At 57.4% G+C, this 25,243-nt stretch carries 19 protein-coding genes and 1 pseudogene; 9 read left to right on the top strand and 11 right to left on the bottom strand.

Annotation, left to right across the window (positions count from 1 at the left end; genetic code table 11):
- Nucleotides 1–115 precede the first annotated feature (115 nt).
- The gene (pheS, locus tag CAURIC_RS04525; RefSeq protein WP_282940837.1) at nucleotides 116–1,123 is read right to left on the bottom strand and encodes a phenylalanine--tRNA ligase subunit alpha; all 1,008 of its coding nucleotides are present in this window, start codon (nucleotides 1,121–1,123) and stop codon (nucleotides 116–118) included.
- A gap of 1,382 nt (nucleotides 1,124–2,505) precedes the next feature.
- On the opposite strand from pheS, the gene CAURIC_RS04520 reads away from it, so the two are divergent.
- A complete protein-coding gene (locus CAURIC_RS04520; protein ID WP_201448030.1) occupies nucleotides 2,506–3,207 on the top strand; it encodes a helix-turn-helix domain-containing protein in 702 nt (233 codons plus the stop codon).
- A gap of 294 nt (nucleotides 3,208–3,501) precedes the next feature.
- A pseudogene (locus CAURIC_RS04515) lies at nucleotides 3,502–3,960 on the top strand (IS30 family transposase); the annotation flags it as partial.
- 314 nt (nucleotides 3,961–4,274) lie between these two features.
- Here CAURIC_RS04515 and CAURIC_RS04510 read toward each other — a convergent pair.
- From CAURIC_RS04510 to uvrA, 7 genes are all read right to left on the bottom strand, one after another.
- Nucleotides 4,275–4,478 (bottom strand): hypothetical protein, encoded by a 204-nt coding sequence (locus CAURIC_RS04510; RefSeq protein WP_290183384.1) that lies wholly within the window; start codon nucleotides 4,476–4,478, stop codon nucleotides 4,275–4,277.
- Nucleotides 4,479–4,656: 178 nt separating this feature from the next.
- Entirely contained in the window at nucleotides 4,657–5,511 is an 855-nt protein-coding gene (locus CAURIC_RS04505; protein ID WP_035113344.1) for a TrmH family RNA methyltransferase, read from the bottom strand.
- Between the two features lie 45 nt (nucleotides 5,512–5,556).
- Nucleotides 5,557–5,928 carry a TM2 domain-containing protein gene (locus tag CAURIC_RS04500; RefSeq protein WP_268871046.1) on the bottom strand — a complete coding sequence of 124 codons (372 nt, stop codon included), beginning with the start codon at nucleotides 5,926–5,928 and terminating at the stop codon, nucleotides 5,557–5,559.
- 452 nt (nucleotides 5,929–6,380) lie between these two features.
- Nucleotides 6,381–6,764 (bottom strand): 50S ribosomal protein L20, encoded by a 384-nt coding sequence (gene rplT, locus CAURIC_RS04495; RefSeq protein ID WP_035113345.1) that lies wholly within the window; start codon nucleotides 6,762–6,764, stop codon nucleotides 6,381–6,383.
- Between the two features lie 86 nt (nucleotides 6,765–6,850).
- Nucleotides 6,851–7,045: a 50S ribosomal protein L35 gene (rpmI, locus tag CAURIC_RS04490; protein ID WP_013888305.1), complete on the bottom strand. Its 195-nt coding sequence runs from the start codon at nucleotides 7,043–7,045 to the stop codon at nucleotides 6,851–6,853.
- Nucleotides 7,046–7,075: 30 nt separating this feature from the next.
- The gene (gene infC / locus CAURIC_RS04485) at nucleotides 7,076–7,597 is read right to left on the bottom strand and encodes a translation initiation factor IF-3 (protein ID WP_083283854.1); all 522 of its coding nucleotides are present in this window, start codon (nucleotides 7,595–7,597) and stop codon (nucleotides 7,076–7,078) included.
- A 336-nt stretch (nucleotides 7,598–7,933) separates the two neighbouring features.
- Nucleotides 7,934–10,780: an excinuclease ABC subunit UvrA gene (uvrA, locus tag CAURIC_RS04480; protein ID WP_290183383.1), complete on the bottom strand. Its 2,847-nt coding sequence runs from the start codon at nucleotides 10,778–10,780 to the stop codon at nucleotides 7,934–7,936.
- Nucleotides 10,781–10,901: 121 nt separating this feature from the next.
- Between uvrA and CAURIC_RS04475 the strand changes: the two genes are divergently transcribed.
- From CAURIC_RS04475 to CAURIC_RS11040, 7 genes are all read left to right on the top strand, one after another.
- Nucleotides 10,902–11,612 carry an MBL fold metallo-hydrolase gene (locus CAURIC_RS04475; protein WP_052094842.1) on the top strand — a complete coding sequence of 237 codons (711 nt, stop codon included), beginning with the start codon at nucleotides 10,902–10,904 and terminating at the stop codon, nucleotides 11,610–11,612.
- 135 nt (nucleotides 11,613–11,747) lie between these two features.
- The gene (locus tag CAURIC_RS04470) at nucleotides 11,748–12,515 is read left to right on the top strand and encodes a DoxX family protein (RefSeq protein WP_035113348.1); all 768 of its coding nucleotides are present in this window, start codon (nucleotides 11,748–11,750) and stop codon (nucleotides 12,513–12,515) included.
- Nucleotides 12,516–12,518: 3 nt separating this feature from the next.
- Complete coding sequence (locus CAURIC_RS04465; protein WP_290183382.1) at nucleotides 12,519–14,873, top strand: HelD family protein; 2,355 nt, start codon at nucleotides 12,519–12,521, stop codon at nucleotides 14,871–14,873.
- A 375-nt stretch (nucleotides 14,874–15,248) separates the two neighbouring features.
- Nucleotides 15,249–18,215, top strand: coding sequence for a DUF6923 family protein (locus CAURIC_RS04460; RefSeq protein WP_156963376.1), 2,967 nt, complete (start codon nucleotides 15,249–15,251; stop codon nucleotides 18,213–18,215).
- A gap of 198 nt (nucleotides 18,216–18,413) precedes the next feature.
- On the top strand, nucleotides 18,414–19,808 hold the full coding sequence (locus tag CAURIC_RS04455; RefSeq protein WP_235700675.1) for a SpaH/EbpB family LPXTG-anchored major pilin: 1,395 nt from the start codon (nucleotides 18,414–18,416) through the stop codon (nucleotides 19,806–19,808).
- Between the two features lie 115 nt (nucleotides 19,809–19,923).
- The gene (locus CAURIC_RS04450) at nucleotides 19,924–20,823 is read left to right on the top strand and encodes a class C sortase (protein ID WP_035113349.1); all 900 of its coding nucleotides are present in this window, start codon (nucleotides 19,924–19,926) and stop codon (nucleotides 20,821–20,823) included.
- Nucleotides 20,706–21,731, top strand: a complete 1,026-nt coding sequence (locus tag CAURIC_RS11040; RefSeq protein WP_353959093.1) for a pilin N-terminal domain-containing protein — start codon at nucleotides 20,706–20,708, stop codon at nucleotides 21,729–21,731. Before CAURIC_RS04450 ends, CAURIC_RS11040 begins: the two co-directional genes overlap by 118 nt.
- Nucleotides 21,732–22,000: 269 nt before the next feature.
- Here the strand turns inward: CAURIC_RS11040 and CAURIC_RS04445 are convergent, their stop codons facing one another.
- From CAURIC_RS04445 to coaE, 3 genes are all read right to left on the bottom strand, one after another.
- Nucleotides 22,001–22,435: a universal stress protein gene (locus tag CAURIC_RS04445; protein WP_035113350.1), complete on the bottom strand. Its 435-nt coding sequence runs from the start codon at nucleotides 22,433–22,435 to the stop codon at nucleotides 22,001–22,003.
- Nucleotides 22,436–22,516: 81 nt separating this feature from the next.
- Nucleotides 22,517–24,640 carry an excinuclease ABC subunit UvrB gene (gene uvrB / locus CAURIC_RS04440; protein WP_290183381.1) on the bottom strand — a complete coding sequence of 708 codons (2,124 nt, stop codon included), beginning with the start codon at nucleotides 24,638–24,640 and terminating at the stop codon, nucleotides 22,517–22,519.
- A 10-nt stretch (nucleotides 24,641–24,650) separates the two neighbouring features.
- A complete protein-coding gene (coaE, locus tag CAURIC_RS04435; protein WP_035113352.1) occupies nucleotides 24,651–25,241 on the bottom strand; it encodes a dephospho-CoA kinase in 591 nt (196 codons plus the stop codon).
- Between the last annotated feature and the right edge of the window lie 2 nt (nucleotides 25,242–25,243).

The following is a 25,243-nucleotide window of genomic DNA, read 5'->3' as shown; positions in this document are numbered from 1 at the left end:
TACTCCAGCTTGAAGATGTTGTTTGTCTAGTCTGCTTTTCTGACGGGTTCGCTATTTCGGCGAGTCGCTGTGTGCCGGGTTCGCTATTTCGGCGAGTCGCTGTGTGCCGGGTTCGCTATCCCCGTACGCCAAATGGGAGAGTGAAACGCACATCGCCTTCCACCATGTCGCGCATATCGGGCAAACCGTTGCGGAACTGCAGGGTGCGCTCGATACCCATGCCGAATGCGAAGCCGGAGTATTCTTCCGGATCAATGCCCGCAGCCGTCAAGACGTTGGGGTTGACCATCCCGCAGCCACCCCACTCGATCCAGCCTGCGCCCCCCTTCTTATTGGGGAACCACACGTCCACCTCGGCAGAGGGCTCGGTGAACGGGAAATAATTCGGGCGAATGCGAGTCTTGGTTTCTGGGCCGAACAGGGTCTGGGCTAGGTGATCTAGGGTGCCCTTGAGGTGCGCCATCGTAAGGCCCTTATCCACAGCTAGGCCTTCGATCTGGTGGAACACGGGCGTGTGGGTCGCATCCAGCTCGTCCGTGCGGAAAACTCGCCCCGGGCAGGCAATATAAATCGGCACATCACGCGAAAGCATCGTACGCATCTGCACCGGTGAAGTGTGGGTACGTAGCACTTGGCGGGATCCTGCCGGTGCAATGTGGAACGTATCTTGCAGAGTACGCGCAGGGTGATCGGGGATGAAGTTTAAGGAATCGAAGTTGAAGTACTCCGCCTCGACCTCCGGGCCATCGGCGATTTCCCAACCCATGCCCACAAAGATGTCCGCGATCTGCTCGGACAGGATCGTGATGGGGTGCTGGGCGCCCACTTGGCCACGTGTGGTGGGCTGCGTAACGTCAATGCGCTCCGCCCGCAGTACTTCTTGGTTGCGCTTGCGCTCCAGTTCAGCCTTGACCTCTGCAAATCGCTTCTCTACGCGGCCACGTGCGATGTTCACGATCCGGCCTGCATCCTTGCGCTGGTCTTTTGGCAGGGACCCCAGGCTGCGCCGGGCCGCAGGGATCGGGGCATCCTCCCCCAAGTGCTCCCGACGTACAACCGCCAGTTCCTCTAAATTACTAGCTTCCGCAAAAGCCTTTTCAGCAGCATCTGCGGCAGCCTGCATGCTGGCCTCGGTTAATGGCTGTGCGGGTGTGCTCTCTGACAATGTGCACCTCAAACTGATCAAACGGGAACTGTCGTTGCTTTTCTTTTTATATCGACGCCGCGCGCTGCGCGCCAATAGTCAACGCCTAGTAGCTTAGCAATCCACTGCCTTCGCTAGTGCTTAAGCGGACTCGTAGAGGCAAATTGATGGATCTAAAGTACTTCTACCCCCGATAACGATCGGCGTGGACGCGTTCGGGTCCAGTGCAAGAACACCGGCACGAAACCCACCGCAAGAACGCCGGCACGAGGGCCAGCGCGGGAATACTGGCACGCGGCCCAGCGCGGAAGCCACCTGCACCCACCACCCCACACACACCAGATCACACACACCAGTTCACACAATGTGCAGCAGAACTCCGACACAATCACGCGTTTTTGTTCGACTTCTGCTGCACATTCATTGCTCAACGCAAGAACACCGACACAACAGCCAACGCGCGATCCCCTCCCACACGAAACCTAACGCGGGAACACCAGCACGAGGCCCAGCGCGCGATCCCCTCCCGCACGAGACCCAGCGCGGAAGCCACCTGCACCCACCACCCCACACACACCAGATCACACACACCAGTTCACACAATGTGCAGCAGAACTCCGACACAATCACGCGTTTTTGTTCGACTTCTGCTGCACATTCATTGCTCAACGCAAGAACACCGACACAACAGCCAACGCGCGATCCCCTCCCACACGAAACCTAACGCGGGAACACCAGCACGAGGCCCAGCGCGCGATCCCCTCCCGCACGAGACCCAGCGCGGAAGCCACCTGCACCCACCACCCCACACACACCAGATCACACACACCAGTTCACACAATGTGCAGCAGAACTCCGACACAATCACGCGTTTTTGTTCGACTTCTGCTGCACATTCATTGCTCAGCGCGAAAACACTGGCACGCGACCCACCTGCACCCACCACCCCACACGAAACCCAACGCGGGAACACCGGCACGAAATCCAGCGCGAGAACCCCTCCCGCACGAGACCCAACACAAAATCCCCTCCCGCACGAGACCCAACTCAAGATCCCCCCGCACCCACCACCACACACACCACCCCACACACACCAGTTCACACAATGTGCAGCAGAACTCCGACACAATCACGCGTTTTTGTTCGACTTCTGCTGCACATTCATTGCTCAGCGCAAGAACACCGACACAAGAGCCAACGCGCGGAGAGACTCCTGCACCCACCACCCCACACACACCAGATCACACACACCCCACACACCCCACACACACCAGTTCACACAATGTGCAGCAGAACTCCGACAAAATGACGGGTGGGGTCTAGTGGTGAATGCAACACCCTGATTTGTTCATGAGGTGTTGATGATGTCCTACACTCCCGATCCTGCTGTTGTTGCTGCTTTCGACCTGATCGCCAACCACCGCTACAGCGCACTGCACGCAGCCCAAGCCACCGGCTGTACCGACCGTGCGTTGCGGGACTACATCACAAGCCAAGGTGCGCGCCTTGCGCGGGGACGTGGTGGTGGTCTTGCCACCCACAAGACAACCACCCAGATGATGGTCATGTTCTTAGCATGTGCTGGGCGAAGTGATCACGATATTGCCGCCAGAACTGGTGTCCACCCAGTTACCGTGTACCGGTGGGTACATAATTCTGTCATGCCTGTGTCCCGCCCGTCGGTATCGTCGACAAGTAACCGTGATCAACCCATTGTGTTGTCAGTAGACCCCGTGGTGGTGAATTATCAGCCAGCGACAGTCAAAGTCGGCCGGGGTATGCGCTTAACCGCGTTCGACAGGGTCTACATCAAGTTTTGCCTAGATCAGAGTTATTCCATCCGCCGCACCGCCCGACAACTCGGCAGGCATCCCAGCGTGATCAGCCGCGAGGTAACCCGCAACAGTATCGACGGGGTGTATCACCCACTGATAGCCCAGCAACGCAGCATCGATGCAGCCAAACGCCCGAAACCGCGAAAACTTGATGCTCATACCACGTTACGACGTATCGTCATTCGACTGCTTGAACCGGCAGGTCTCACCGAAACGTATCGTAGCTAGGCTGAAACGTTTATCCGGCATTCATCAGGAGTTGACCTTGTCACACGAAACGATGTACCAAGCCCTCTACGTCCAAGCAGCTGGTGGGCTACGCCATGAGTTAACCGTCGACTACGCCCTTTCGATCAGGTCGCACAGGACGACGACCCCGCTCGAAGCTACCGACTCGCGGACGTGGGGCGAAACCATGGGTTCATGGCGCGACAATACTCCACCCGCCCACCACACGCTGCTGACCGGGCGGTGCCAGGACATTGGGAAGGTGACCTCGTGTGAGGCGCTCAGGGTGGAAAGCACGCGATCATCACCTTGATAGAACGGCATAGCCGGTTGTTCATGGCCAGGTTGTTAACCACCGATCACACGTCCCAGACCGTGGTCACCGCGTTGAAAGACATGCTCGGGCAGATCAACCAGATGGCTATCGCCCCAGACCGTCGCGTCCAGACCCTGACCTGGGATCAGGGCGCGGAAATGGCTGTCAGTGGTCAGCTGGCCGAGCATTTTGAGGGGTTGAAGCTCTACTTCTGCGATCCGCACTCCCCATGGCAGCGGCCGAGTAACGAGAATATTAATGCCGAGCTACGCCGATTCATTCCGAAAGGCACCGATCTTGCCACGGTGACCCATGAGCAACTCCAGGAATATGAAGACCTCATCAACGACACTCCACGGGTGGTGCTAGATGGGCTGACCCCGAGGGAAGTATTCTTTAACCTCGACCCATCCGAAGATGTTGCATTCACCGCCTGACCCTTCCACGCGTTTTTGTGCGACTTCTGCTGCACATTCATTGCTCAACGCAAGAACACCGACACGCGGCCCAGCGCGAAAACACTGGCACGCGGCCCAACGCGGGAACACCGGCACGAGGCCCAGCGAGCGAACACTGGCACGCGACCCACCTGCACCCACCACCCCACACGAAACCCAACGCGGGAACACCAGCACGAGGCCCAGCGCGCGGGCCGGCACGAAACCCAGCGCGCGAGCCACCTGCCCCCCCGAGCTGCGCCTGCTGTACAGAACCTTGACCCCGAGCGAAGTATTCTCAACACTCGCTAACACTATTCAACAAGCATTTCCTGCATGGTCTGTTGATTCGCACGCATGGCCCCTATCGGCAGGCCGGTATCACTAGGCCACCACGCTTGTTGCGCGTTGATACTTATCGTCACGTGCTGGCCCGCCTTCGCTGTCCACGAATCGTGGAGCGCGATAATGAAGCTCACCGTTTTAGCCTTTGGAGGACCTGGAGATCCACTGGACATGGCCATGACCTGGGCTGTGGAATCATCAACTACCAAAACCGTGTACGGTCCAGGCTCCGGCCCATTGGGGTGACGATCGTTGCTAAAACCCTGCGCTTAGCGATGAGGGTTTTAATTGCACCCAAGGCTGCAACGCCTTTCTCTGATTAAGAGCTACCGGGTAGAAACTTCGCGTCAATTATGAACCGTGCGCGCGACTCTCGCCACTAAGTCGCGCTAACGCTGTAGCGGACTCGTAGAGGCAAATTGATGCTGCTGTGGCCAAGTTCATAGACTCGGCGCGGCCTCGCATTGGGATGCTGACCCGCAAGTCGGCCAAATCCTGCCAATGACCCAGCCCATGGGCCTCGTTGCCAAAGAGCCACGCGGTGGGTTGCGCCAGAATGGGCTGCTCCCCAGGATCAGCCGCCACGGCCTCATCCAAAGAAACGTCACCATCCATTGCCGTGGCCATGACAGTGAAGCCGTCCTCGTGAAGCCGATCGATCACTTCGGCCACACCTGCTTCGCGGGCCACGGGCAGGTGGAAAAGACTACCCGCAGAAGCCCGAACCGCTTTCCCGCCTTGAGGATCGACTGACTGCCCCGCGAAAATCACGCCAGCGGCGCCCAGCGCATCGGAGACACGGATGATGGTGCCGGCATTGCCCGGTTCAGCGGTTTCCACGGGAACCGAGATCAACGGCAAGTTATTTTTCGCGGAAGCCAGTACCGCATCCAAGTCCGCGAGTTGAGAGTTACACAGCGCGAACAAACCCGTGGACGTGACGGTTTCCGCGAGGTGGTCGGCCGCGCGGGGTGAAATGAAATTAATAGGCGCGGAGGGGGTGGCGTCGAGCAAAGAAGAAAAGCGTTGAGCAGCAGACTCAGTAACAAAGACTTCAATGACCGAACCGTGTTGGAGGGCCGACGTGACAGCATTTTCTCCCTCGGCCAAGAATCGACCAGCCTTCCGGCGCGCGGCGGCGCGGTGCAATTTCGCCGCGGCAACAATTCGTGGGGTGCGTTCGGTAAAGATCTCCTGCTCAGACATAACTCTAACTGTACCGAGGGTACGGAGACGGACAGCGACGCGGGACTAGCGTTCCAAGGGAAACCCGTTTGAATCGCGGTCATACCCGCCGCTACCCGTCAAGATCAATAAGAAGTCCACGAAGACCCAGATTCCAACGATGGCCAATCCTACGAACCCAATCAAAATAATTACGGTGAGCCACGAGAGTAAGGTCATCGCAAGCTGGATGGACCCCCGACCAGTACGGCCTAGGTAGAAATTGTGTGCACCGAACGAGCCAAGGAAAAATGCGAGCAACAGGGCCACGACCCAGTTTTTCTGGTTATAGCCAGGCGGCACCTGGCTCGGGACCCCGTAACCATAACCAGTGCCGAAATGAGAAGCAGGCGTAACACCGCCCGTCCGATACAGATCCGGGCTACTGTATTCGAGCATCCCGGAATGAGGATGCGTGGGCATCCCGGAGTGGGAATGTGCCCGGTAGGGATTAGAATCGCCAGAATAATTAGGCGTAGGTTCACCATTAAATGGGTGGCTCACAATCGTCTCCTACTCTTCCGTTCGCGTGTGCTTGCCGATGATAGTTGGCGCCTGATTTTCAACGTTACCCGTTTCCCCGGCCCTGCCCGTTAACCCGGGCCAGCCTGATAACCCAGCGCCCTTTCCCCAGCCCCCTTTCCCCAGCCCAGCCACCCTTTTCCCGACCCTGCCCCTTCCCCGGCCCTACCCCTTTCCCCAGCCCCTACCCGTTAACCCAGGCACAGGGCACGAAAAAACACCCGACCCCACCGCGGCGGGATCAGGTGTTGGATGCTCGATATAAGGCGCGACGAGCTAAGTCAGTGAAGTTTGCCCTAAGACTCTAGGATGAGAATCTAGGGTGCTGACTAGGAAGCAGCTGGTGCGTTCACGTCCTCTGGCAAAGCGGCCTTGGCAGCCTCGCACAGGGTGGAGAAAGCGTCGAAGTCGTTAACAGCCAGCTCAGCCAGCATCTTGCGGTCAACCTCGATCTCAGCCAGACGCAGCCCCTGGATCAGACGGTTGTAGGTGATGTCGTTCATGCGGGCGGCAGCGTTGATGCGCTGGATCCACAGCTTACGGAAATCACCCTTACGAGCGCGGCGATCGCGGAACTCGTAAGTCTTGGAGTGGAGCATCTGCTCCTTGGCCTTGCGGTACAGGCGGGAGCGCTGACCACGGTAGCCCTTGGCGGAATTGAGTACTTCGCGACGCTTCTTCTTTGCGTTCACAGAGCGCTTGACACGTGCCACGGTGATACGTCCTTTACTTAGTTTTGGGTGTTATGAGTTGTAAAAGGTAGGAAAGGCTGAAGTAGTTATCCGAACGACGGAAAACCTTATGCCTTGCCTAGCAGTCGCTTCATGCGCTTGGTATCAGCGGGGGAAACGTCCTCGGTGCCCTTCAGGCGGCGGGTGCGACGGGAAGGCTTGCCCTCCAGCAGGTGGCGACGGTTGGCCTGCTCGCGGCGCAGCTTGCCGGAACCGGTGATCTTGATGCGCTTGGCAGCACCCTTGTGAGTCTTCTGCTTCATGAGAGAGCTCCTCTAGTTAGTATTTTGGCTTTACTTTTTGCCCTTGCGGAGCGGTCCAATGACCATGGTCATGTTGCGTCCATCTTGCTTGGCGCGAGTTTCCACCTGGCCGTATTCTTCGACGTCGGTGGCCAACCGCTCCAGCAAACGGAAGCCCAGCTCCGGACGCGACTGCTCGCGACCGCGGAACATGATGGTGACCTTGACTTTGGACCCCTTTTCGAGGAATCGGATTACGTTGTTCTTCTTGGTTTCGTAATCGTGATCATCGATCTTCGGGCGGAACTTCTGTTCCTTCACCACGGTCTGCTGCTGGTTCTTACGAGACTCGCGGGCCTTCTGAGCCTGCTCGTACTTGAACTTGCCGTAGTCCATGATTTTGGCCACGGGCGGCTTGGCGTTCGGCGCAACCTCAACTAGGTCGAGGTCTGCTTCATAGGCCAGCTTGCGGGCATCGTCTGTCTTGACGATTCCGACCTGTTCTCCTCCGGGACCGACGAGTCGGACCTCAGGGACTCGAATTCGGTCGTTGATGCGAGCTTCAGCGCTAATGTGAACTCCTCAGTAGCAGTGGTTAAAGTCTTGTACCGATGCTGCACGCGAGGTTCCCCTATCCCCCAATAAACGGTCACGCTAGCTGTGGGTAGCACGTCGTTTTTTAACCGACGCCCCGCTGGTCCACACAAGGTGACTCATTTGAACCCGCGCCCAATCCAAAGACGGTCGCTAGGTGGGAGGGAAACTCCACTTGCAGTCTGCTGACACTAATGTGCACCTGTTGTGCACACCAGCGTTTTTCAGACGGTAGTGATGAACAGTGTAACAACATTTCGCCTGTCCACCAAATCGCGAAGGGAAAAGGCGCGGGAAATTTGAGGCCCAGTCCCTTTAGAGCATCTTTGCCAGGTAGCGACCGGTGTGGGACTCCCCCACCTCAGCCACTTGTTCCGGCGTCCCCTCCGCGACAACGGTGCCGCCGCCAGAACCACCCTCGGGCCCCATGTCGACAATCCAGTCCGCTGCCTTGATCACGTCCAGGTTGTGCTCAATGATCAGCACGCTATTGCCCTTATCGACTAGGCCCTGGATGACAAGCATGAGCTTGCGGATGTCTTCGAAGTGCAGGCCCGTCGTCGGCTCATCGAGAATGTAGATGGTCCGACCATTGGAACGCTTCTGCAGTTCCGCAGCCAGTTTCACGCGCTGGGCTTCGCCACCGGACAGCGTGGTGGCGGCCTGCCCCAATCGCACGTACCCCAAGCCCACGTCCACCAACGTGTCGAGGTAGCGGGCGATAGATGTCACGGGCGCGAAGAACTCAGCGGCCTCGGTGATGGGCATATCCAACACTTCGGCGATGTTCTTACCCTTATATTGCACTTCTAGGGTTTCACGGTTGTAGCGGGCACCGTGGCACACCTCGCACGGTACGTACACATCCGGCAGGAAGTTCATTTCGATCTTCAACGTACCGTCACCGTGACAGGCTTCACACCGCCCACCTTTGACGTTGAAGGAGAATCGACCTGGGCCGTAACCACGGACCTTGGCCTCGGTGGTTTCGGCGAACAGCTTGCGGACCTTGTCGAACACTCCCGTGTAGGTGGCCGGGTTCGAGCGCGGTGTGCGGCCAATTGGCGACTGGTCGACCTGCACCAGCTTGTCGAGGTGTTCCAATCCGGTGACTTTTTTATGACGCCCCGGCACCACGCGCGAACGGTTGAGCTGGTTGCTCAAAACCTTGGCCAGGATCCCGTTGATCAGGGAGGACTTCCCCGAACCCGACACACCCGTAACGCAGGTCAATACACCCAGCGGTAGTGTGACGTCCACGTTCTTCAGGTTGTTTTCCTGCGCCCCGTGCACGGTGAGCATGCGCTGCTTATCGACGGGTCGCCGCTGCTCCGGTACCGCCAGAACGCGCTCCCCGGAAAGGTACGCACCGGTGAGCGATTCTTTAACCTTTTCAATCCCTGCGGGCTCACCCTGGTACACAATTTCGCCGCCGTACTCGCCAGCGCGCGGACCGATATCCACCAACCAGTCGGCGGTGCGAATCGTATCCTCATCGTGCTCCACCACAATGAGGGTGTTGCCGAGGTCGCGCAAATGCTGCAACGTGCTGATTAGCCGTTCATTGTCGCGCTGGTGCAACCCGATAGAGGGCTCATCTAGCACATACAGCACACCGGCCAACCCGGATCCGATTTGCGTGGCCAAGCGAATGCGCTGCGCCTCTCCACCGGACAGCGTTCCTGCGGAACGAGACATGGACAGGTAGTTCAATCCCACATCGAGTAGGAACTTCAAACGGGCCTGCACTTCCCGGAGGACCGCGCCGGCGATCATTTCTTCGCGCTTACTGAGGGTGAGGTTGTTGAGGAACGTGGAGGCGTCGGAAATAGAGAGGTCCGAAAGGTCTGCGATGGAAAGCTGTTGCTGCCCTGCGGCGATGGTAACCGCCAACACTTCGGGCTTGAGGCGGGAACCCTTGCATGTACTGCAGGGCACCTCGCGCATGTAGCTACGGTAGCGCTCCTTTTGACTCTCGGAATCGGTCTGCTCCAGCCGGCGGGATAGGAACGGCATGACGCCCTCGAACGGGGCGTTGTACTTGCGGGCGCGCCCGTAGCGATTCTTGTAGCTCACATTCAGCGGTGTGGAGTGGCCGCGCAGCACGGCCTTTTGTTCCTTCTTCGTCAGCTGGTTCCACGGGGTGTTGAGGTCAACATCCAACTCGGCAGCTAGGGCCGTCAGCAGTTTTTCGAAGTATTTGCTGTTCGGGGAACTGGACCAGGGGGCGATCGCAGAGCGCAACGGGGCATCCTCATCGGGGATGACCAGCATCTCGTCAACTTCCAACTTGGTTCCCAAACCGTCACAGGCCGGGCAGGCACCGTATGGGGAGTTGAAGGAAAACGTGCGCGGTTCCATTTCCTCCAGCGCAACCGGGTGGCCGTTAGGGCAGGCCATCTTCTCGGAAAAACGGCGCACTCGAAACTTATCATCATCGGGCAAGCCCACAAAATCCAGGGCCACAATACCGTCGGCCAGTTTCAGCGCTGTTTCAACGGAATCGGTGAGGCGCTGGCGCTGGGCTGCTTTCACCTGCAGGCGGTCAACTACTACCGAGATATCGTGCTTAACTTGCTTTTCCAGCTTGGGTGGGTTGGACAGCTGGTGCACCTCACCGTCCACCTGCACACGGGAATAACCCTGGGATGCCAGGTCCTCGAAAAGATCCACGAATTCACCCTTGCGGGTACGCACGACGGGGGCCAGAACCTGGAACTTTAGCCCCTCTTCCATCTCCAGCACCTGATCCACGATCTCCTGTGGGGTTTGGCGCTGGATGACTTCGCCACACTCCGGGCAGTGGGGTGTACCCGTGCGCGCGTAAAGCAGACGCAGGTAGTCAAAGATTTCCGTGACGGTACCCACAGTCGAACGCGGGTTGCGGTTCGTGGATTTCTGGTCGATGGAAACCGCGGGTGACAGCCCCTCGATCATCTCCACATCGGGTTTGTCCATCCGGCCTAGGAACATGCGCGCATACGAACTCAGCGATTCGACATACCGGCGCTGCCCTTCAGCGAAGATGGTGTCGAAGGCCAGCGAGGACTTGCCAGAACCGGACAGCCCCGTGAATACGATCATTTTGTCGCGCGGCAAGTCGATATCCACGCCCTTGAGGTTATGTTCCTGCGCGCCGCGGACAATTAATCGTTCAGCCACTATGTGAGCCCTCCTGGTAACAACGACGGAATCTGCCATTGTCGATGATACATTTTCGACGATACATTCGAATTTTACGCCACGTCCCCCGGGTTGCGCACTCTTCGCTACGGTGGGGGCTATGACTAAACCAACACTGAACCACGTTACCCATTTCGGCGCTCTGACCGAACCTCGTGATACTGAGGTGGTGGAGGGAACCGATTTCACCGTTGTACACACGACCGTCGGGTCGATGGACAACAACTGCTGGTTCATTGCCCGCGATGGCCAAGCACTGCTAATCGATGCTGCTGATGATGCGGCCCATTTGTTGGCGATTGCGGATGAGCTGGGCGTCGAGATTAAAGATGTCCTCACCACCCACCAACATGCCGACCACACCCGCGCGCTGACCGAAGTGCTCGCAGCGACCGGAGCACGTCATCACGCACCGCGCAAGGATGCCGAGGCGATTCCCGCGCCAGCCGATGAAACTTATGGCACCGACGACGGGGTGGCGGAAAACCTGCGGTTAGCCTCCGGTGCGTTGAACAGTTTGGGGTTGCAGGTCGTTGAGCTCCGCGGCCACACCCCGGGCGGCCTGGCCGTTCTGGGTTCTTTACCCGACGCCGCATCGTCCTCCCCATGTGCGTGGGTAGGTGACAGCGTTTTCCCTGGTGGGGTGGGTAAAACCTCCAACGAGGAAGACTTTCAGCAACTGCTGGACGATGTGAACTCGAGGATTTTCTCGCTGTCCGCCAACACGATCATCTACCCCGGTCACGGCGATTCCACCACAGTGGGTGAAGAAAAGCCCAAGGTCGATGAGTGGCGCGCTCGCGGTTGGTAATCGGCGGGCTCGGGGGTCAGTTGAGCTGGCGTTTTCCAGTCGGACCTACCTGTTCCCCTAACGCGTGTCTGTCACTTTCGCTAAACTGTGATCCATTAACACCACTAAATGTATTCAAGGAGAGATCTAAAAAAAATGATCCGCACTCTCGCACGTCCGCTGCTCGCGTCTGCCTTCGCCGTTGATGGCGCGCAGATGGTGAAGGACTCGAAGAAGTACTCCGAGGAAGCGGCCGCGATTTCCGGTCAGCTGCGCGCAGTTCTTCCTCCGAACATTTCCATGTACATCCCAAGGGATGCTGAAACCAACGCGCGCATCCTCGGTGGGGCCAAAGTTCTGGCATCTGCAGCCCTGGCTACCGGTAAGGCTCCTCGCCTGGCAGCCACCACCCTAGCGGCCATCCAGGTCCCCACCACGTTGCACCGTCATGCATTCTGGTCTGCTCAGAATTCCTCCGATAAGGAAAGCAAGAAGCGTGGCCTGCTGACTGATGCCGCACTACTGGGTGGCCTGTTCATCACCAGCGCGGACACCGCCGGTAAGCCAGGTTTGGCTTGGCGCGTACAGAAAGCGATGCCGGGCAAGTCCGAGCAGGAAAAGATGATCGCCAACGCCCAGGATCAGGGCAAGCAGTTCGCTGCCACCGCTTCCGATCAGGCTCAGAACTTGTTCGAGAAGACCAAGGACGTGGCAGGACAGGTTTCTGAGGCCGTGAGCGAATACGTTGACGAACACTCCGATGACTGGAAGAGCACCGCGAACGACCTGAAGGACAACGCCCTGAACTACCGCGATCAGGCTGTTGAGTTCGCTTCTGACTTTTCCGCAAAGCAGAGCAAGGAAGCCAAAAAGGCTGCGAAGAAGGCCCAGAAGAAGGCAAAGAAGTCCGCCAAGAAGTTCTAAACTTTGCCAGATTCACATAACTCGGTCGAGGTAGCTGCAGAGCAGGCTTACCTCGACTTTCTGCTTGGCAAGGTCGATTCCAGTCGCGCCCGGTTGGAAAGCAAGCTCAAGGCAGTCCGCCTCGAGGCAGATATCGATGATCCCCAAGGTCTGATGATGCGTGACCGCGAGGCCAGGGATATCGATCAACGCCTTGACGAACTGTCGGCGGCGGAGATCGGCCTGATGTTCGGTCGCATCGATGTGACTGATCCGGATCCTGAGAATCCCGTGCCAGGGCGCACGGGTGTGGACCGCAGGTACATCGGCCGCATCGGCATCCACGATTCCGATGCGGCGATGCGCACCTTGCTCATGGACTGGCGCGCGCCAATGGCCCGCCCTTTTTACCTAGCCACCACCCTGCACCCCGATGGCGTGCAGGTTCGTCGGCATATCACCACGCGCGGGCGAACAATCACCACTGTTGCCGACGAGGTGCTGTCTGCGCCTGGGGATGGTGAGGCCACGGGCCTTGTGGGCGTCGATACAGGAGGGGTGACGACCGAAAAAGCGCTACTTCACGCGGTCAACCGGGCCCGCACCCAGCACATGCGGGATATCGTGGAAACGATTGCTGGGGAGCAAGACCGGATCATCCGTTCGGAACATCGCGGGGTGACCGTGGTGCAAGGGGCGCCGGGGACGGGAAAAACTGCGGTGGCTCTGCACCGGGCAGCGTTTCTGCTGTACACATGGCGCGAGCAACTGCGGCACACAGGTGTACTGATCATCGGGCCAAACAAGCGGTTCTTGGAATACATCTCGCAGGTGCTGCCTTCGCTGGGTGAGACCGGTGTGGTTTTGGCAACTCCCGGTTCGCTGCTGCCTGGGGTGCAGACGGTGCCCGAGCGGTCGTTGCTGGCGCGTGAAATCAAGGGTTCCATCGAGATGGTCACGATTCTGCGCGAGGCGGTGAAATCGTGGCAGACCGTGCCGGAGGCACCGATTGAGCTGACCCACGACGGGGTGCCGCTGCAGCTCACGCCTGCGATGATCCGCGCTGCGCGCACGAAGGCCCGCCGTTCCCGTCGCCCGCACAACAAGGCTCGTGCGCTGTTTGCCGAGCACCTCACGCGAGCGGTCGCCGATACCTTGGCGCGCAAAATTGGCGACGATCCTCTAGGCGGTGCCAACTTGTTGTCCGCGGGCGATCGCGCTCAGCTGCACGATGATCTGGCGGCGGATCCCCACCTTCAGGACATCATTGACGATGTGTGGCCGATGTTGACTCCCGGCCAGGTGTTGGCCGAGCTTTTTGCCCACCCGGAGGTCGCCGCTTTTGATTATGACGACGCCACCCTGGACGGCCTTCGTTGCCGTCGCTTGGGGGCGGATGGTCAGCCAGTATGGACCGATGCAGATGCTCCTCTGTTGGATGAATTGGCCGATATGCTGGGGTTGATCGACGATGAGGAGCGGGAGGCCGCCGAGCGCGAGGCTTGGCTGGACAAGATTTCCGAGGCCCAGGAGGCCCTGGATATTTTGACCGGTTCGGCTTCGCAAGATCTGGATGATGGGTTTGCGCCCGAGATCCTGATGGCCTATGACGTGCTGGATGCGGAGATGCTGGCGCAGCGCCAGCAGGAACGGGATCTGCGCTCTACCGCTCAACGGGCAGCGGCGGACCAACGCTGGGCCTTCGGCCACGTCATCGTGGATGAGGCCCAAGAATTATCAGCTATGGCGTGGCGCATGATTTTCCGGCGCAGTCCGAACAAGTGGATGACGATCGTGGGGGATCCTGCACAAACGTCGAACCCCAGCGGGGTGGATACGTGGGAAGCCACGCTGAGACCGTTCGTGGGCGATCGTTGGCAGTTGCACGAGTTGACCGTGAACTACCGCACCCCGCGTGACATTGCGGAGGTGGCGAATGAGTTGCTCCCTAGCATTGCACCGGACCAGGTGGGCGCGACACCCCTGCGGGATAGCGGAACTGGTATCCGCCACTTCCCCCTTGGCCAGCTGCGCGCGGCGCTCACTGGAGCGCGCACCGCTGCCGGCGATGGCTTGGTGGGAGTGATCTTTTCTAAGGACGACGCCGAGGTCAGCGCCACAGTGAATACCGTTCTTGAAGAGATGGATGCAGAAGGCGCTGCCCAACTTCCAGAGTCGGGGCATCGCATCGTCGCCGTTGACGTCACCGAGGCGAAGGGCCTGGAGTTCGACGAGGTTGTGTTGGTGGAGCCGGGGTCCATCGCCTCCGCTTCCCCCCAGGGCTTAAACGACATTTATGTTGCGATGACGCGCGCAACGCAGGGGTTGAGTGTGGTGCACGACCGCGATGTGCCGTGGTCAGAACGGTATTTCCTGTAGTCACACTAAACGAATTAACTACTCATTGCCGGGTGATGCATACTTCGGCGCGTTTCGCATCTTGAGCGTGAGACTCAGGTTACATTAGAGGTTAACTAAGGGGGTAGCGAAACCGACACCGCGCTATCGATGTCGGTTTTCAAAAAAGAGGACAAATCCTGCGCATTTATTGAAAAATAAGCATCTTGTTTACTTATTTCATCCCGCAAACGAAACTTTAATAGTTATGATCTATAACTTTCGCGCCGTAGTCTGATTAATCACAAAGTGAAGGCATCCCCATAAGTGGGATCAATGACGGAATCGAGTGGTTACATTATGACTTTTCGGGCAAGGGTTCGGGCGTGCAGCGCGGCAATCGCTATCTCCCTCACCATGACCTTTGGCCTCGGTTCTCTCGCTAATGCGCCGCTTGTGGCGTCGGCCCAAGAAAACACCAGTGAAGTGGAACCATCTGAAAAAGCCCCCGCAGTCCCCCGTCTCCAACCGCGTATGGCCACGCCGTACGCACTGGTAGCTGGCACGGTTGGAAACTGGGGAAATAGCCCAGGCCCCTTAGTCTCCCCGACTCACGATTTCGCCACACCCGTGAAGTCCACGCAAACGCAAAGCTCTTCTGTGGGCAGCGACAGCTTCCTCATCGGAGGAACAACCGGTGCTGCAATCTCTAAGATCCGTTACTGCTACGACGATGGCGCAACCACGTCGTTCAACTTTTCCCTCATCAACGTTTCTGAGGCACCCACGCTAAAGATCGCGGGGATCATCGATACAACTGCAGCATCAAAGACCATTCTGTATGACAGCCAGGGGCTACCAATCGGTCAAGAATTCCCTCTCGCTGGGGGTTACAAGCTGCAATTCCAAAAAACGTATGAAGGCGCTACCAGCACTAGGGATTGTTTCAGCCTTAGTTTCACAGGCCCAAGCGGCCAACCAACTCCGCTTGAAATCCCAGCGAACACCCAAGTGGATGTCAACTGGCTGTGGTCGGAACGTAACCCCAGTAGAATTCCCACTAGCCCGACCCGCGCCACGATCTTCGTTGACGGCGTGAAGACTGGCACTGACGTCACTCCTCCGACAGACGGCGGTTCTGATCCCGATGTAGGAACCGGTGTATGTGCTGCGACAGGTGGCACAGTGTGGGTGGGCCGATCTGCCCACTCCAATCCTGGGCAGACCTTCAATGAACGCAACACCACCCAACTGTTCACTCAGGAATACGGTTCCACCAAGTTCACGGCCGTTGGGCCGGAAACGAACTGGGTCTATAACGCACTTGCTTACAACCCAAAGGATGGCTACCTGTACGCAGTGAGCCAAGGCCGTATCAAAACTATTGCTTCCACGTCTAGCAATACCCAGACCTACGACGAGGATCCTCGGTACCCCGCTGGCCATCTACTGAAGATTTCTCCAGTCAACGGAGCAGTTCAAGACTTAGGAAAAATCAACGGTATTCAGTCTCAACGCGTTGGAACGTGGCCCAATGATCTATGGGGAGGAATTACCTCCGGAACCATCCTGTCGGACGGTACCTACGTATTCTCCAACTCATCCCAATCGGGAACGAAAAACATGTACACGCTGAGCTGGGGAGCAACAGGCTACTCAAAGACGGCCGCGCGACGAACCGGGACTGAACTCAACTCCAACGACTACACATACTTGGTCCGACCAGACGGAACGACAAGCGATTGGGTCTACGGAATCCAAAATGGTTCAAGCATTCTGGAACGTGTCAATGTGCGTACCGGCGTTCGGCAGCAAACCGATCTTTCACGGCTAACCGACCCTTTGGGCAATCGAGTCCCTTCGGGAATCTACGGCACCACGTGGACATACCCAAATGGCAACCTGGGTTTTGGACTCAATGGGCAGCTCACCGGTTTCCAGGTGAAGGTCATTGAGGATACATCCGGCTTCCGGGCAGAGCTAGTCAACAAGGTTCCCGTCCCAACGTCGCAGTCCAATGATGCGGCCTCCAATGCACTGGTAATTCCCAAGACAGATCTCAAAGTGGAAAAGTTTCTTAAAGAAATTCGCAATAACGTAGCCACATGGGAAATTAAGGTAACTAATTTAGGACCGTGCGGATCATCCGGTTTCAACGTTGACGATCTGGTTCCCAATAGCTACCGCAATGTGAGGATCACCCAGACAACGGCAGGATGGGTGAGTAGCAACCTCCAGCCACAAGTCAATGGACAGCAAGTGGTTGCACTTCACGGCCCACTGCGGAGGGGCGAAAACGCTACTCTTACCCTCCAGGCCGACGTCGCGTCTTCTATCAATGGCTGCGTGGAAAACACCGCCAGCGTGTTAGGTAACGAGGGCGATGACAAAACTGCGAACAACACGGCCTCTGATGGTGGTTGTTCCTTGGACATCCGTAAAGATGTGGTTGATGTTGACAACAACGGCGTGATCGATGCGAAAGATTCGGCCGCACCCGGGCCAAACGGCACCCGTACGATCAGCTACGAGATTGTTGTTTCGAACCCAAAGGACGGAACCCAGCGAACCTACACACTTTCCGATACTCCTCGCTTCTCGAAGCTAGTAAATGTTGTAGGAGGCAAAGTGTCCTCTGCACAGATCACCCAAGGTTCAAAAATCCTACCTGGCACGGGACCGTGGGAACTGGCGCGGGATATACCAATTGCACCTGGAACCACTCACCGATACCGGGTCGAGGTCAACTACAATCCTCCCTCAAAGGATGTGAGCCAAGAAACTACTGCCCAATGTGTTGATGGAAAATCAGACAACGGCCTGTTTAATAACGCAGATCTCACGTGGGATGGTGGGCAGAAGAAGGACGATGCCTGTGCGCCGGTCACCAACGACCGCGACGTCACCCTAAAGGTGAAGAAGCTGAACGCCGACGGTAGCACTACTCCGCTCACAGGCGCCCAATTTACGATCCATGCCGTCAATTCGAATGGAACCTTGGGTGCAGTGGTTAAGCCTTTGAGCGCCGCAGATCAAGATGGCTTCTACACAGCCGTACTGAAGCCAGACACTCAATATTTTTTGGTGGAAAACCGGTCTCCAGCGGACTTTATGTTACTGCCTTCTCCTGTGAAGTTCCGTTTGTCCGAAGGAGCCACGGACCGTGACCCTGCGCGTGTTGAGATCCTATCTGATTCTCTCGCTGTCGAGTCGACTCAGTCCGGCAATGCATCTCCAACAATTGCATATATGAGTGTCTCGAATGTTCATAAGGGAAACCTACCTAAAACCGGTAGCGACGGTTACTACCGAAACGCCTTGGCCGGCCTGGCTCTAGCCGCTTTAGGCCTGTGCTCGCTCCTTCTCCGCCGTAAGACTGCATAAGGACAGTAATGCTTCGTACCACAATCAACACTCTGAGGTGCCGAGCCGGGCCCATGCCTCCACGTCTACGTGCATCTTAAACATTCACTTCACCCCCCTCTTTGAAAGGAATTTCCACCATGACAACCCTGATCGCAAAGCGGACGCTGTCTTTTAGCGCGGCTGCGGTACTCGCTCTGGCCCCAATTGCTTCTGGAATTGCCCCCCCAAGGCACCCTACCGGCAGCACAGGCTCAGTCAGTCTCCAGTATTGACAATTCTCAAGCCCTGTCCCTCACGATTCACAAGCGCATTGGCGCTGAAGGAGCCCAGGGCGACGGAACCGAGATTCAATCCCCCACTGGTACTCCCGGTATCGGTATTAAATACAAGGTCGAACTGGTTCGGCCGTTGAACACAGCCGCCGACTGGGAAGCAGCAGCCGGTATCAAGGACGCTTCTGCCGCCACGGCTTGGGCTGGCCAGGGCGCGTACTCGCAGGAGCAGACGACAAACCAGTCGGGCGAAGCGAACTTCGCAAACCTTGCAAAGGGACTGTACAAGGTAACCGAAACCGAAGTACCAGAAAACTCGGGTCTGGTGCCTGGTGCCCCCTTCCTAGTTTACGTCCCAATGACAAATCCGGACAACACCGGCTGGATCTACAACGTCCACGCCTACCCAAAGAACTCTGAGGTCACGGTCGAAAAGAAGGTAGAAGACCAAGACAAGCAGAGCGGTGAGGAGTACAAGTACACCATCAGCTCGGGTATTCCGACTGGTGAAACCATCACGAAGTACATCGTGCGCGATACCCTCAACGAAGCTCTTGATGCGGCAGGCGCAAACGTCACCGTATCTCTTGGAACCGACGAGGAATCCGCTACCCCACTGCAGGCTGGTACGGACTACAACGTAACCAAGTCTGGTCAGCAGATTGAGGTCGTGTTCACGGAAACCGGTCGTGGAAAACTCGTGGGAAAGTCCAATCAGAAGGTCTTCACCAGCATCACCACCAAGACCACTAAATTCGTTGAGCACGTTCCCAACGACGCCACGCTGATCGTCAACAACGGTTCCAGCGAAAGTGACACCGAGAAGAAGTCCAACGAGGTACACACCTACTGGGGCCAGGTAGTAGTCCGCAAGGTGGACGGTGACTCCAACCAGAACCTCCAAGGTGCCGAGTTCCAAGTAGTTAAGTGCCAGGCAGGTAACGGGGGTTACCAGCAAGTTGGGGATGACGCCCTCACCATCAACGGCGAAAAGACGTTCACCACCAACGACCAAGGTCTGGTCTCCATCAAGGGCATCCACGTCACCGACTTTGCCGACAACACAGAAAAGCAATCCGACTACTGCCTGAAAGAAACCAAGGCTCCGGAAGGATACGTCGGCAATGATCAATTGATTCACTTCGAACTGCGCAAGGATCAATACCAAGAGGGTCAACCAGAGTCGATCAAGTACACGGCCGAAGTGAAGAACTACACCGATTCCAACCGTCTACCCAACACCGGTGGCGCAGGTTTCATCGGTCTGGTTTTGGCAGGCCTGGCCATCATCGGCGGCGGAGCTTTCTGGGCTGTCCGCAACTCCCGTCGCAGTAACTAACTCCCAATGATGTGGTGCGGGTGCTGATAACGCACCACATCATTGCCCTCGCTTTTGCGGGGCTAAAACTCCTTAACCGTAGAGCATCACTTGCGAACAAGTAACAGGAATGTGCATGAGTATTAACACCGCGAAGCCGCAGCATCAGAGGAATTCCCACGGTAAGCCTCCATCGGTGTTTCGCAAGACATTCCTGCCTTTACTTGTCATCATCGTGGGTATGCTCGTGATGCTCTATCCGGTCTACGCTTCCCAATGGAATAACTTTCAACAGCATAGAATCAGCCAACGTTACCAAGAAGATATCCAGCAAGCGGATCCCCACAAGCTTTCTGAAGCTGTTGAAAAGGCTCGGGAATACAACAAACAACACACAAACGGGCCAATCCTTGATCCATGGCTTGCACGTGTTAACGAGGACAATACGGAATACCGGGACTACCTCGCGCAACTATCCGGACAGTCGGCCATGAGCATTGTCTCCATCCCGTCCATTGAAAGCCAGCTGCCCGTTTACCACGGGACAACGGATGAAGTACTTCAGAAGGGCCTTGGCCACCTCTATGGTTCTGCGCTCCCAGTGGGCGGTAAAGGGTTCCACTCGGTCATCACTGGTCACACTGGCCTTTCCAACGCAACTCTCTTTGACAACCTCATCGATGTAAAAAAGGGTGACGCAATCTATGTGTCCACATTCGGAGAAAAGCTAAAGTACCAGGTTTTCGACACAGAAGTTGTGTTACCCGATCAAATCGATGGATTAAAAGCCAAGCCTGGACAAGACCTGTTAACCCTCGTCACGTGCACCCCATATGGTGTGAACACCCACCGCCTGCTCGTCCATGCCAAGCGCGTTCCATTGGATCCGTCTGACGAAGAAGCGTTCAGCAACAAGGGATGGAAAATTCAACCTTGGATGTGGGGCCTGATGGCGCTGGCCCTAGCAATCATCACCATCCTTGTGTGGTGGATTCGACGAGAAAAGCGCAAGGTAGAAAGCTTAGAAAGCAAGTGAGTGGAATTATGAAAATGGTTAATTCTCGCAATAGCCGCCCTACAGCGATTCGCACGACGGTCAGGCGCGCTGTCATCGCTTCAAGTCTGGTATTCACCACGGCTCTAAGCCCCGCTCCTCTCGTCGCGAGCATCGCCACTGCTAAAACAATCATCGGTGATGCTAAACCATCTACCCGTCCTGATTTTGACGTGAATGCGCTGGGTACTCTAACCATTCATAAAGGCGAGCCCAATTGGTTCGATTCTCGGAAAGATCAAAAGCCCTTTGGTCCAATCTCCGGAATTGAGTTTCAGGCTCAGCGGGTGCGGTGCGCCGACCCTACCTCCAAAGATTTCTTTTCCACCGTCACCGACATGACGGTCACTGGGGCGAAGGCTTGTGGCTTCGAAGAAACCTACACGGCTTTCACAAACGCACGCGGCACCGCTGTCTTTCATGATCTGCCCGTAGGTCTTTACCTCATCACGGAAATGCCAGGTCCAAATCCAGGGCTCGACTATAGAACTGCCGATCCATTCCTGATCACAGTTCCTATTGGCCAATCTGGATCATGGCAGTACAACGTTGAAGTGAATACCAAACCGGCGCCCCATGAGGCCCCGCCTACTCCTCCAACGAAGCCGCCTAGCTCCACCCCGCTTTCCCCTCCGGGGAACACGCCGCCGGCCACTCCGAGTACTCCTCCCCACACTCCCCCAGGAGACACACCGCCAGCGGGTGAAAGCACCCCACCAACGGCCCCAGGGCAACCTCCCCAAAACCCTAACGATGCCGAAGGCAGTCGGGATGGCGCGCTCCCTGTCACGGGTGCATCAATTGCTGTGGCGTTGTTAGTGGGATCCGCTTTGGTCCTCCTCGGTGCTCTTGTGATGCTCAGGCGAAAGGCCCATAACTCTGACAATTAGAAGACAATCTGACAACTAGAAGACAAAACAACTGCTGCATTATGCCTCGCCAATGAAGCTAGGCGTAATACAGCAGTTGTTTTATAGGGCATATCGACCGCACAAGTCTATGCAGCCCCATTCAGGAAAGCGGCGATTCCAAACATCGCCGGTTGTGCTCACACCGGGCACGGCCGACGGCACACACCCATTCAGGAAAGCGGCAATTCCAAACATCACCGGTGGCGCCATTCGCCCAGAATTAAAACCTAGATCAGCCCCTGCGCCCCTCAGTCCACCGTGTGCACAATCATCACGTCACACTGTGCCTGGCGCGCCGCATCGGCGGGCACGCTTCCCAGCAAGCGCCCTGTGAGGGAGTTAATCCCGCGGTTGCCAACCACCAGCAGGTCCGCCTGTTCCTTTGTCGCCACCGCGATCAGGGCTTCCACGGGACTGCCTTCCTGCAGAACCAGCTTGGGCTCGGACACACCCTCTTCCATGGCCACGGCCTTCGCATCCCCTAGGATTTCTTCGGCCACATCGTCCCCCACCACGGTACGGCTTTCACCGCGCGAAGCCGCCATCGCATCCGCACTGGCCTTGTAGTACGCACTGGCCAGTACCAACCGGGCACCCACTGCATGCGCAATGCCCGCTGCCCGCCGAACCGCCAAAAACGACGATTTCGAACCGTCAGTTCCAACCAAGATTGTGTTATACATCCACTCTCCTACAACTGTCTTACCGGCTCAATCCTACCGTCTGATGCGCACAGGACAGTGCGTGCGCCGCTGGGCCCAGGATTACAGCCCGGCTTCCTTCATGCCCCGCAGTTCCTTCTTCAAATCTTGGATCTCATCGCGCAATCGGCCAGCTAACTCAAACTTCAATTCACGCGCCGCCGCCTTCATCTGTTCGGTCAAATCACTGATGAGCTTTTCCAACTGTGGCCGGGCCATATCCCCCGCCTGCTCACGGTCGATACCCGGGGAGGCCACGGCGGCGTCGGATGAAAGGGAAGCAGCCGCGTCATCTGCTGCTTGCTTGCCTTCCAATTCAGCGACCTGATCCAGAATGTCGGCAATCTTCTTTCGCAGTGGTTGCGGATCGATGCCATGTTCTTTGTTGTACTCGATTTGTTTGGCTCGACGCCGCTCGGTCTCATCGATGGCGTACTGCATGGAGTCGGTAACTTTGTCCGCGTACATGATCACTTCGCCGGACACGTTACGGGCAGCGCGACCGATCGTCTGGATCAACGAACGCGTGGAGCGCAGGAATCCCTCTTTGTCCGCATCGAGAATTGCCACAAGGGATACCTCCGGCAAATCCAGGCCCTCACGCAACAGGTTGATGCCGACCAGCACGTCGTATTCGCCCAACCGCAGCTGGCGCAGCAACTCCACACGTTTGAGCGTGTCGATATCGGAGTGCATGTAGCGGACCTTCACTCCATGTTCCAGCAGGTAGTCCGTGAGGTCCTCCGCCATGCGCTTGGTCAGGGTGGTCACCAATACGCGCTCGTTCTTTTCTGTGCGTTGGCGGATCTGTTCGATCAGATCGTCGATCTGCCCCTTCGTCGGCCGCACCTCGACCTTTGGATCCACCAAGCCCGTGGGGCGAATGACCTGTTCAACGAATTCGCCACCGGCGGCGGCAATTTCGTAATCACCGGGCGTGGCGGACATGTACACGCACTGGCCCTTGCGATCGTCGAACTCCTCCCACGTCAACGGGCGGTTGTCCAGCGCGCTCGGCAGGCGAAATCCATGCTCGACTAGGTTGCGCTTGCGGGACATATCGCCTTCGAACATGCCACCGATCTGCGGGACCGTCACGTGGGACTCATCGATAATGGTCAAAAAGTCCTCGGGGAAATAGTCGATCAGCGTGGCCGGGGCACTACCCGCGGGTCGGCCGTCGATATGGCGCGAGTAGTTCTCGATGCCACTGGTAAACCCCACCTGTTGAATCATCTCCAGGTCGTATTCCGTACGCATCCGCAACCGTTGCGCTTCCAGCAACTTACCGCGATTCTCCAGCTCTCCTAGGCGCTGCTCAAGTTCCTCCTTGATCGCCGCGATGGCCTTTTCCATGCGCTCCGGGCCCGCTACGTAGTGAGTTGCCGGGAAAATGCGCAGCTCGTCGACCTCTCGGATCACGTCGCCGGTCAGGGGGTGGATATAGTACAGTGCGTCGATCTCGTCGCCGAAGAATTCCACGCGCACGGCCAGCTCCTCGTACGCCGGAATGATGTCCACGGTATCGCCCTTCACACGGAATGCGCCGCGGGTGAAGGACATATCGTTGCGTGTGTATTGAATGTCTACCAGCAGGCGCAGGAACTGATCCCGGTCGATTTCCTCACCCACTTTCAACATGACGGACCTATCTAGGTAGGACTGTGGCGTACCCAGGCCATAGATGCAGGACACGGAGCTCACCACCACCACGTCACGGCGCGATAGCAGGTTGGATGTAGCCGAGTGGCGCAACCGCTCCACGTCCTCGTTAATGGACGAGTCCTTTTCAATGTAGGTATCGGTCTGCGCGATATACGCCTCGGGTTGGTAGTAGTCGTAGTAAGAAACGAAGTATTCCACCGCGTTGTTAGGCAGCAGACTGCGCAACTCGTTGGCCAGCTGGGCAGCCAACGTCTTATTCGGCGCCATCACCAAGGTGGGCCGCTGCACCTTCTCGATCAACCACGCTGCCGTTGCAGATTTACCAGTGCCGGTCGCACCCATGAGAACCACATCGCGTTCACCGCGGTCCAACCGCTCCGCCAGCTCGGCGATGGCGTGGGGCTGGTCGCCGGCGGGCTTGTATTCACTGATGACCTCAAACTGGCCCGCGGTGCGTTCCACCTCCCCCACGGGACGGAACTCGGAATAGGACAACTCAGGGCGTTCTGCTGCAAAAGCCATGAGCCCTACACTAGCGCGAAATGGTCTCCCAGAATGTGTCGACCTGCGCGATCAGCGTTTCTCGGTCACCGCCGTTGTCCAGCACCGTATCCGCCGCCTGCAACCGGGTATCGCGGTCAATCTGGACTGCTATTCGACGCCGCGCATCGCTCTCTTCCAACCCCCTGTAGTTCACGAGCCTTTCCACGCGCACGTCATCCGGAGCATCCACCACGAGTACGTGATCCATGTGCCGGTACTCCCCATTTTCAATGAGCAACGGCATGTCGTAGACCACGACTTCCACTCCAGATGCTTCGGCTTCCGCGAACAGTTGCTGCGTGCGCTGCCTGATGCGGGGGTGGGTAATGGAGTTGAGCTTTTCCGTGGCCTCCGGAGTAGCGAAGGCTTGGCGTGCCAGCTCCGCTCGGTTGAGCGAACCGTCCTGGTTCAAGATCCCATCGAAGGCCTCCACAAGTTCCGCCAAGGCCGGTTGCCCAGGTTCTACGATCTCGCGGGCGACGTGGTCGGCGTCGATAATAGTGGCCCCCAACTGCTGCAACCGGGAAGCAGCCGTCGACTTGCCGGAGCCGATGCCACCGGTGAGTCCTATCTTGAGCATGG

It is taken from the genome of Corynebacterium auriscanis (assembly GCF_030408435.1).
GTDB lineage: Bacteria > Actinomycetota > Actinomycetes > Mycobacteriales > Mycobacteriaceae > Corynebacterium > Corynebacterium auriscanis.
This window is presented reverse-complemented; position numbering and strand designations above follow the sequence as displayed.

Bases quoted from the DNA above. Each gene is read 5' to 3' on its own strand.
- pheS (WP_282940837.1), bottom strand. From the start codon at position 1,123: ATGCAGGCTGCCGCAGATGCTGCTGAAAAGGCTTTTGCGGAAGCTAGT.
- CAURIC_RS04520 (WP_201448030.1), top strand. From the start codon at position 2,506: ATGATGTCCTACACTCCCGATCCTGCTGTTGTTGCTGCTTTCGACCTG.
- CAURIC_RS04510 (WP_290183384.1), bottom strand. From the start codon at position 4,478: ATGTCCAGTGGATCTCCAGGTCCTCCAAAGGCTAAAACGGTGAGCTTC.
- CAURIC_RS04505 (WP_035113344.1), bottom strand. From the start codon at position 5,511: ATGTCTGAGCAGGAGATCTTTACCGAACGCACCCCACGAATTGTTGCC.
- CAURIC_RS04500 (WP_268871046.1), bottom strand. From the start codon at position 5,928: ATGCTCGAATACAGTAGCCCGGATCTGTATCGGACGGGCGGTGTTACG.
- rpmI (WP_013888305.1), bottom strand. From the start codon at position 7,045: ATGAAGCAGAAGACTCACAAGGGTGCTGCCAAGCGCATCAAGATCACC.
- CAURIC_RS04475 (WP_052094842.1), top strand. From the start codon at position 10,902: ATGACTAAACCAACACTGAACCACGTTACCCATTTCGGCGCTCTGACC.
- CAURIC_RS04470 (WP_035113348.1), top strand. From the start codon at position 11,748: ATGATCCGCACTCTCGCACGTCCGCTGCTCGCGTCTGCCTTCGCCGTT.
- CAURIC_RS04460 (WP_156963376.1), top strand. From the start codon at position 15,249: ATGACCTTTGGCCTCGGTTCTCTCGCTAATGCGCCGCTTGTGGCGTCG.
- CAURIC_RS04450 (WP_035113349.1), top strand. From the start codon at position 19,924: ATGAGTATTAACACCGCGAAGCCGCAGCATCAGAGGAATTCCCACGGT.
- CAURIC_RS11040 (WP_353959093.1), top strand. From the start codon at position 20,706: ATGGAAAATTCAACCTTGGATGTGGGGCCTGATGGCGCTGGCCCTAGC.
- CAURIC_RS04445 (WP_035113350.1), bottom strand. From the start codon at position 22,435: ATGTATAACACAATCTTGGTTGGAACTGACGGTTCGAAATCGTCGTTT.
- uvrB (WP_290183381.1), bottom strand. From the start codon at position 24,640: ATGGCTTTTGCAGCAGAACGCCCTGAGTTGTCCTATTCCGAGTTCCGT.
- coaE (WP_035113352.1), bottom strand. From the start codon at position 25,241: ATGCTCAAGATAGGACTCACCGGTGGCATCGGCTCCGGCAAGTCGACG.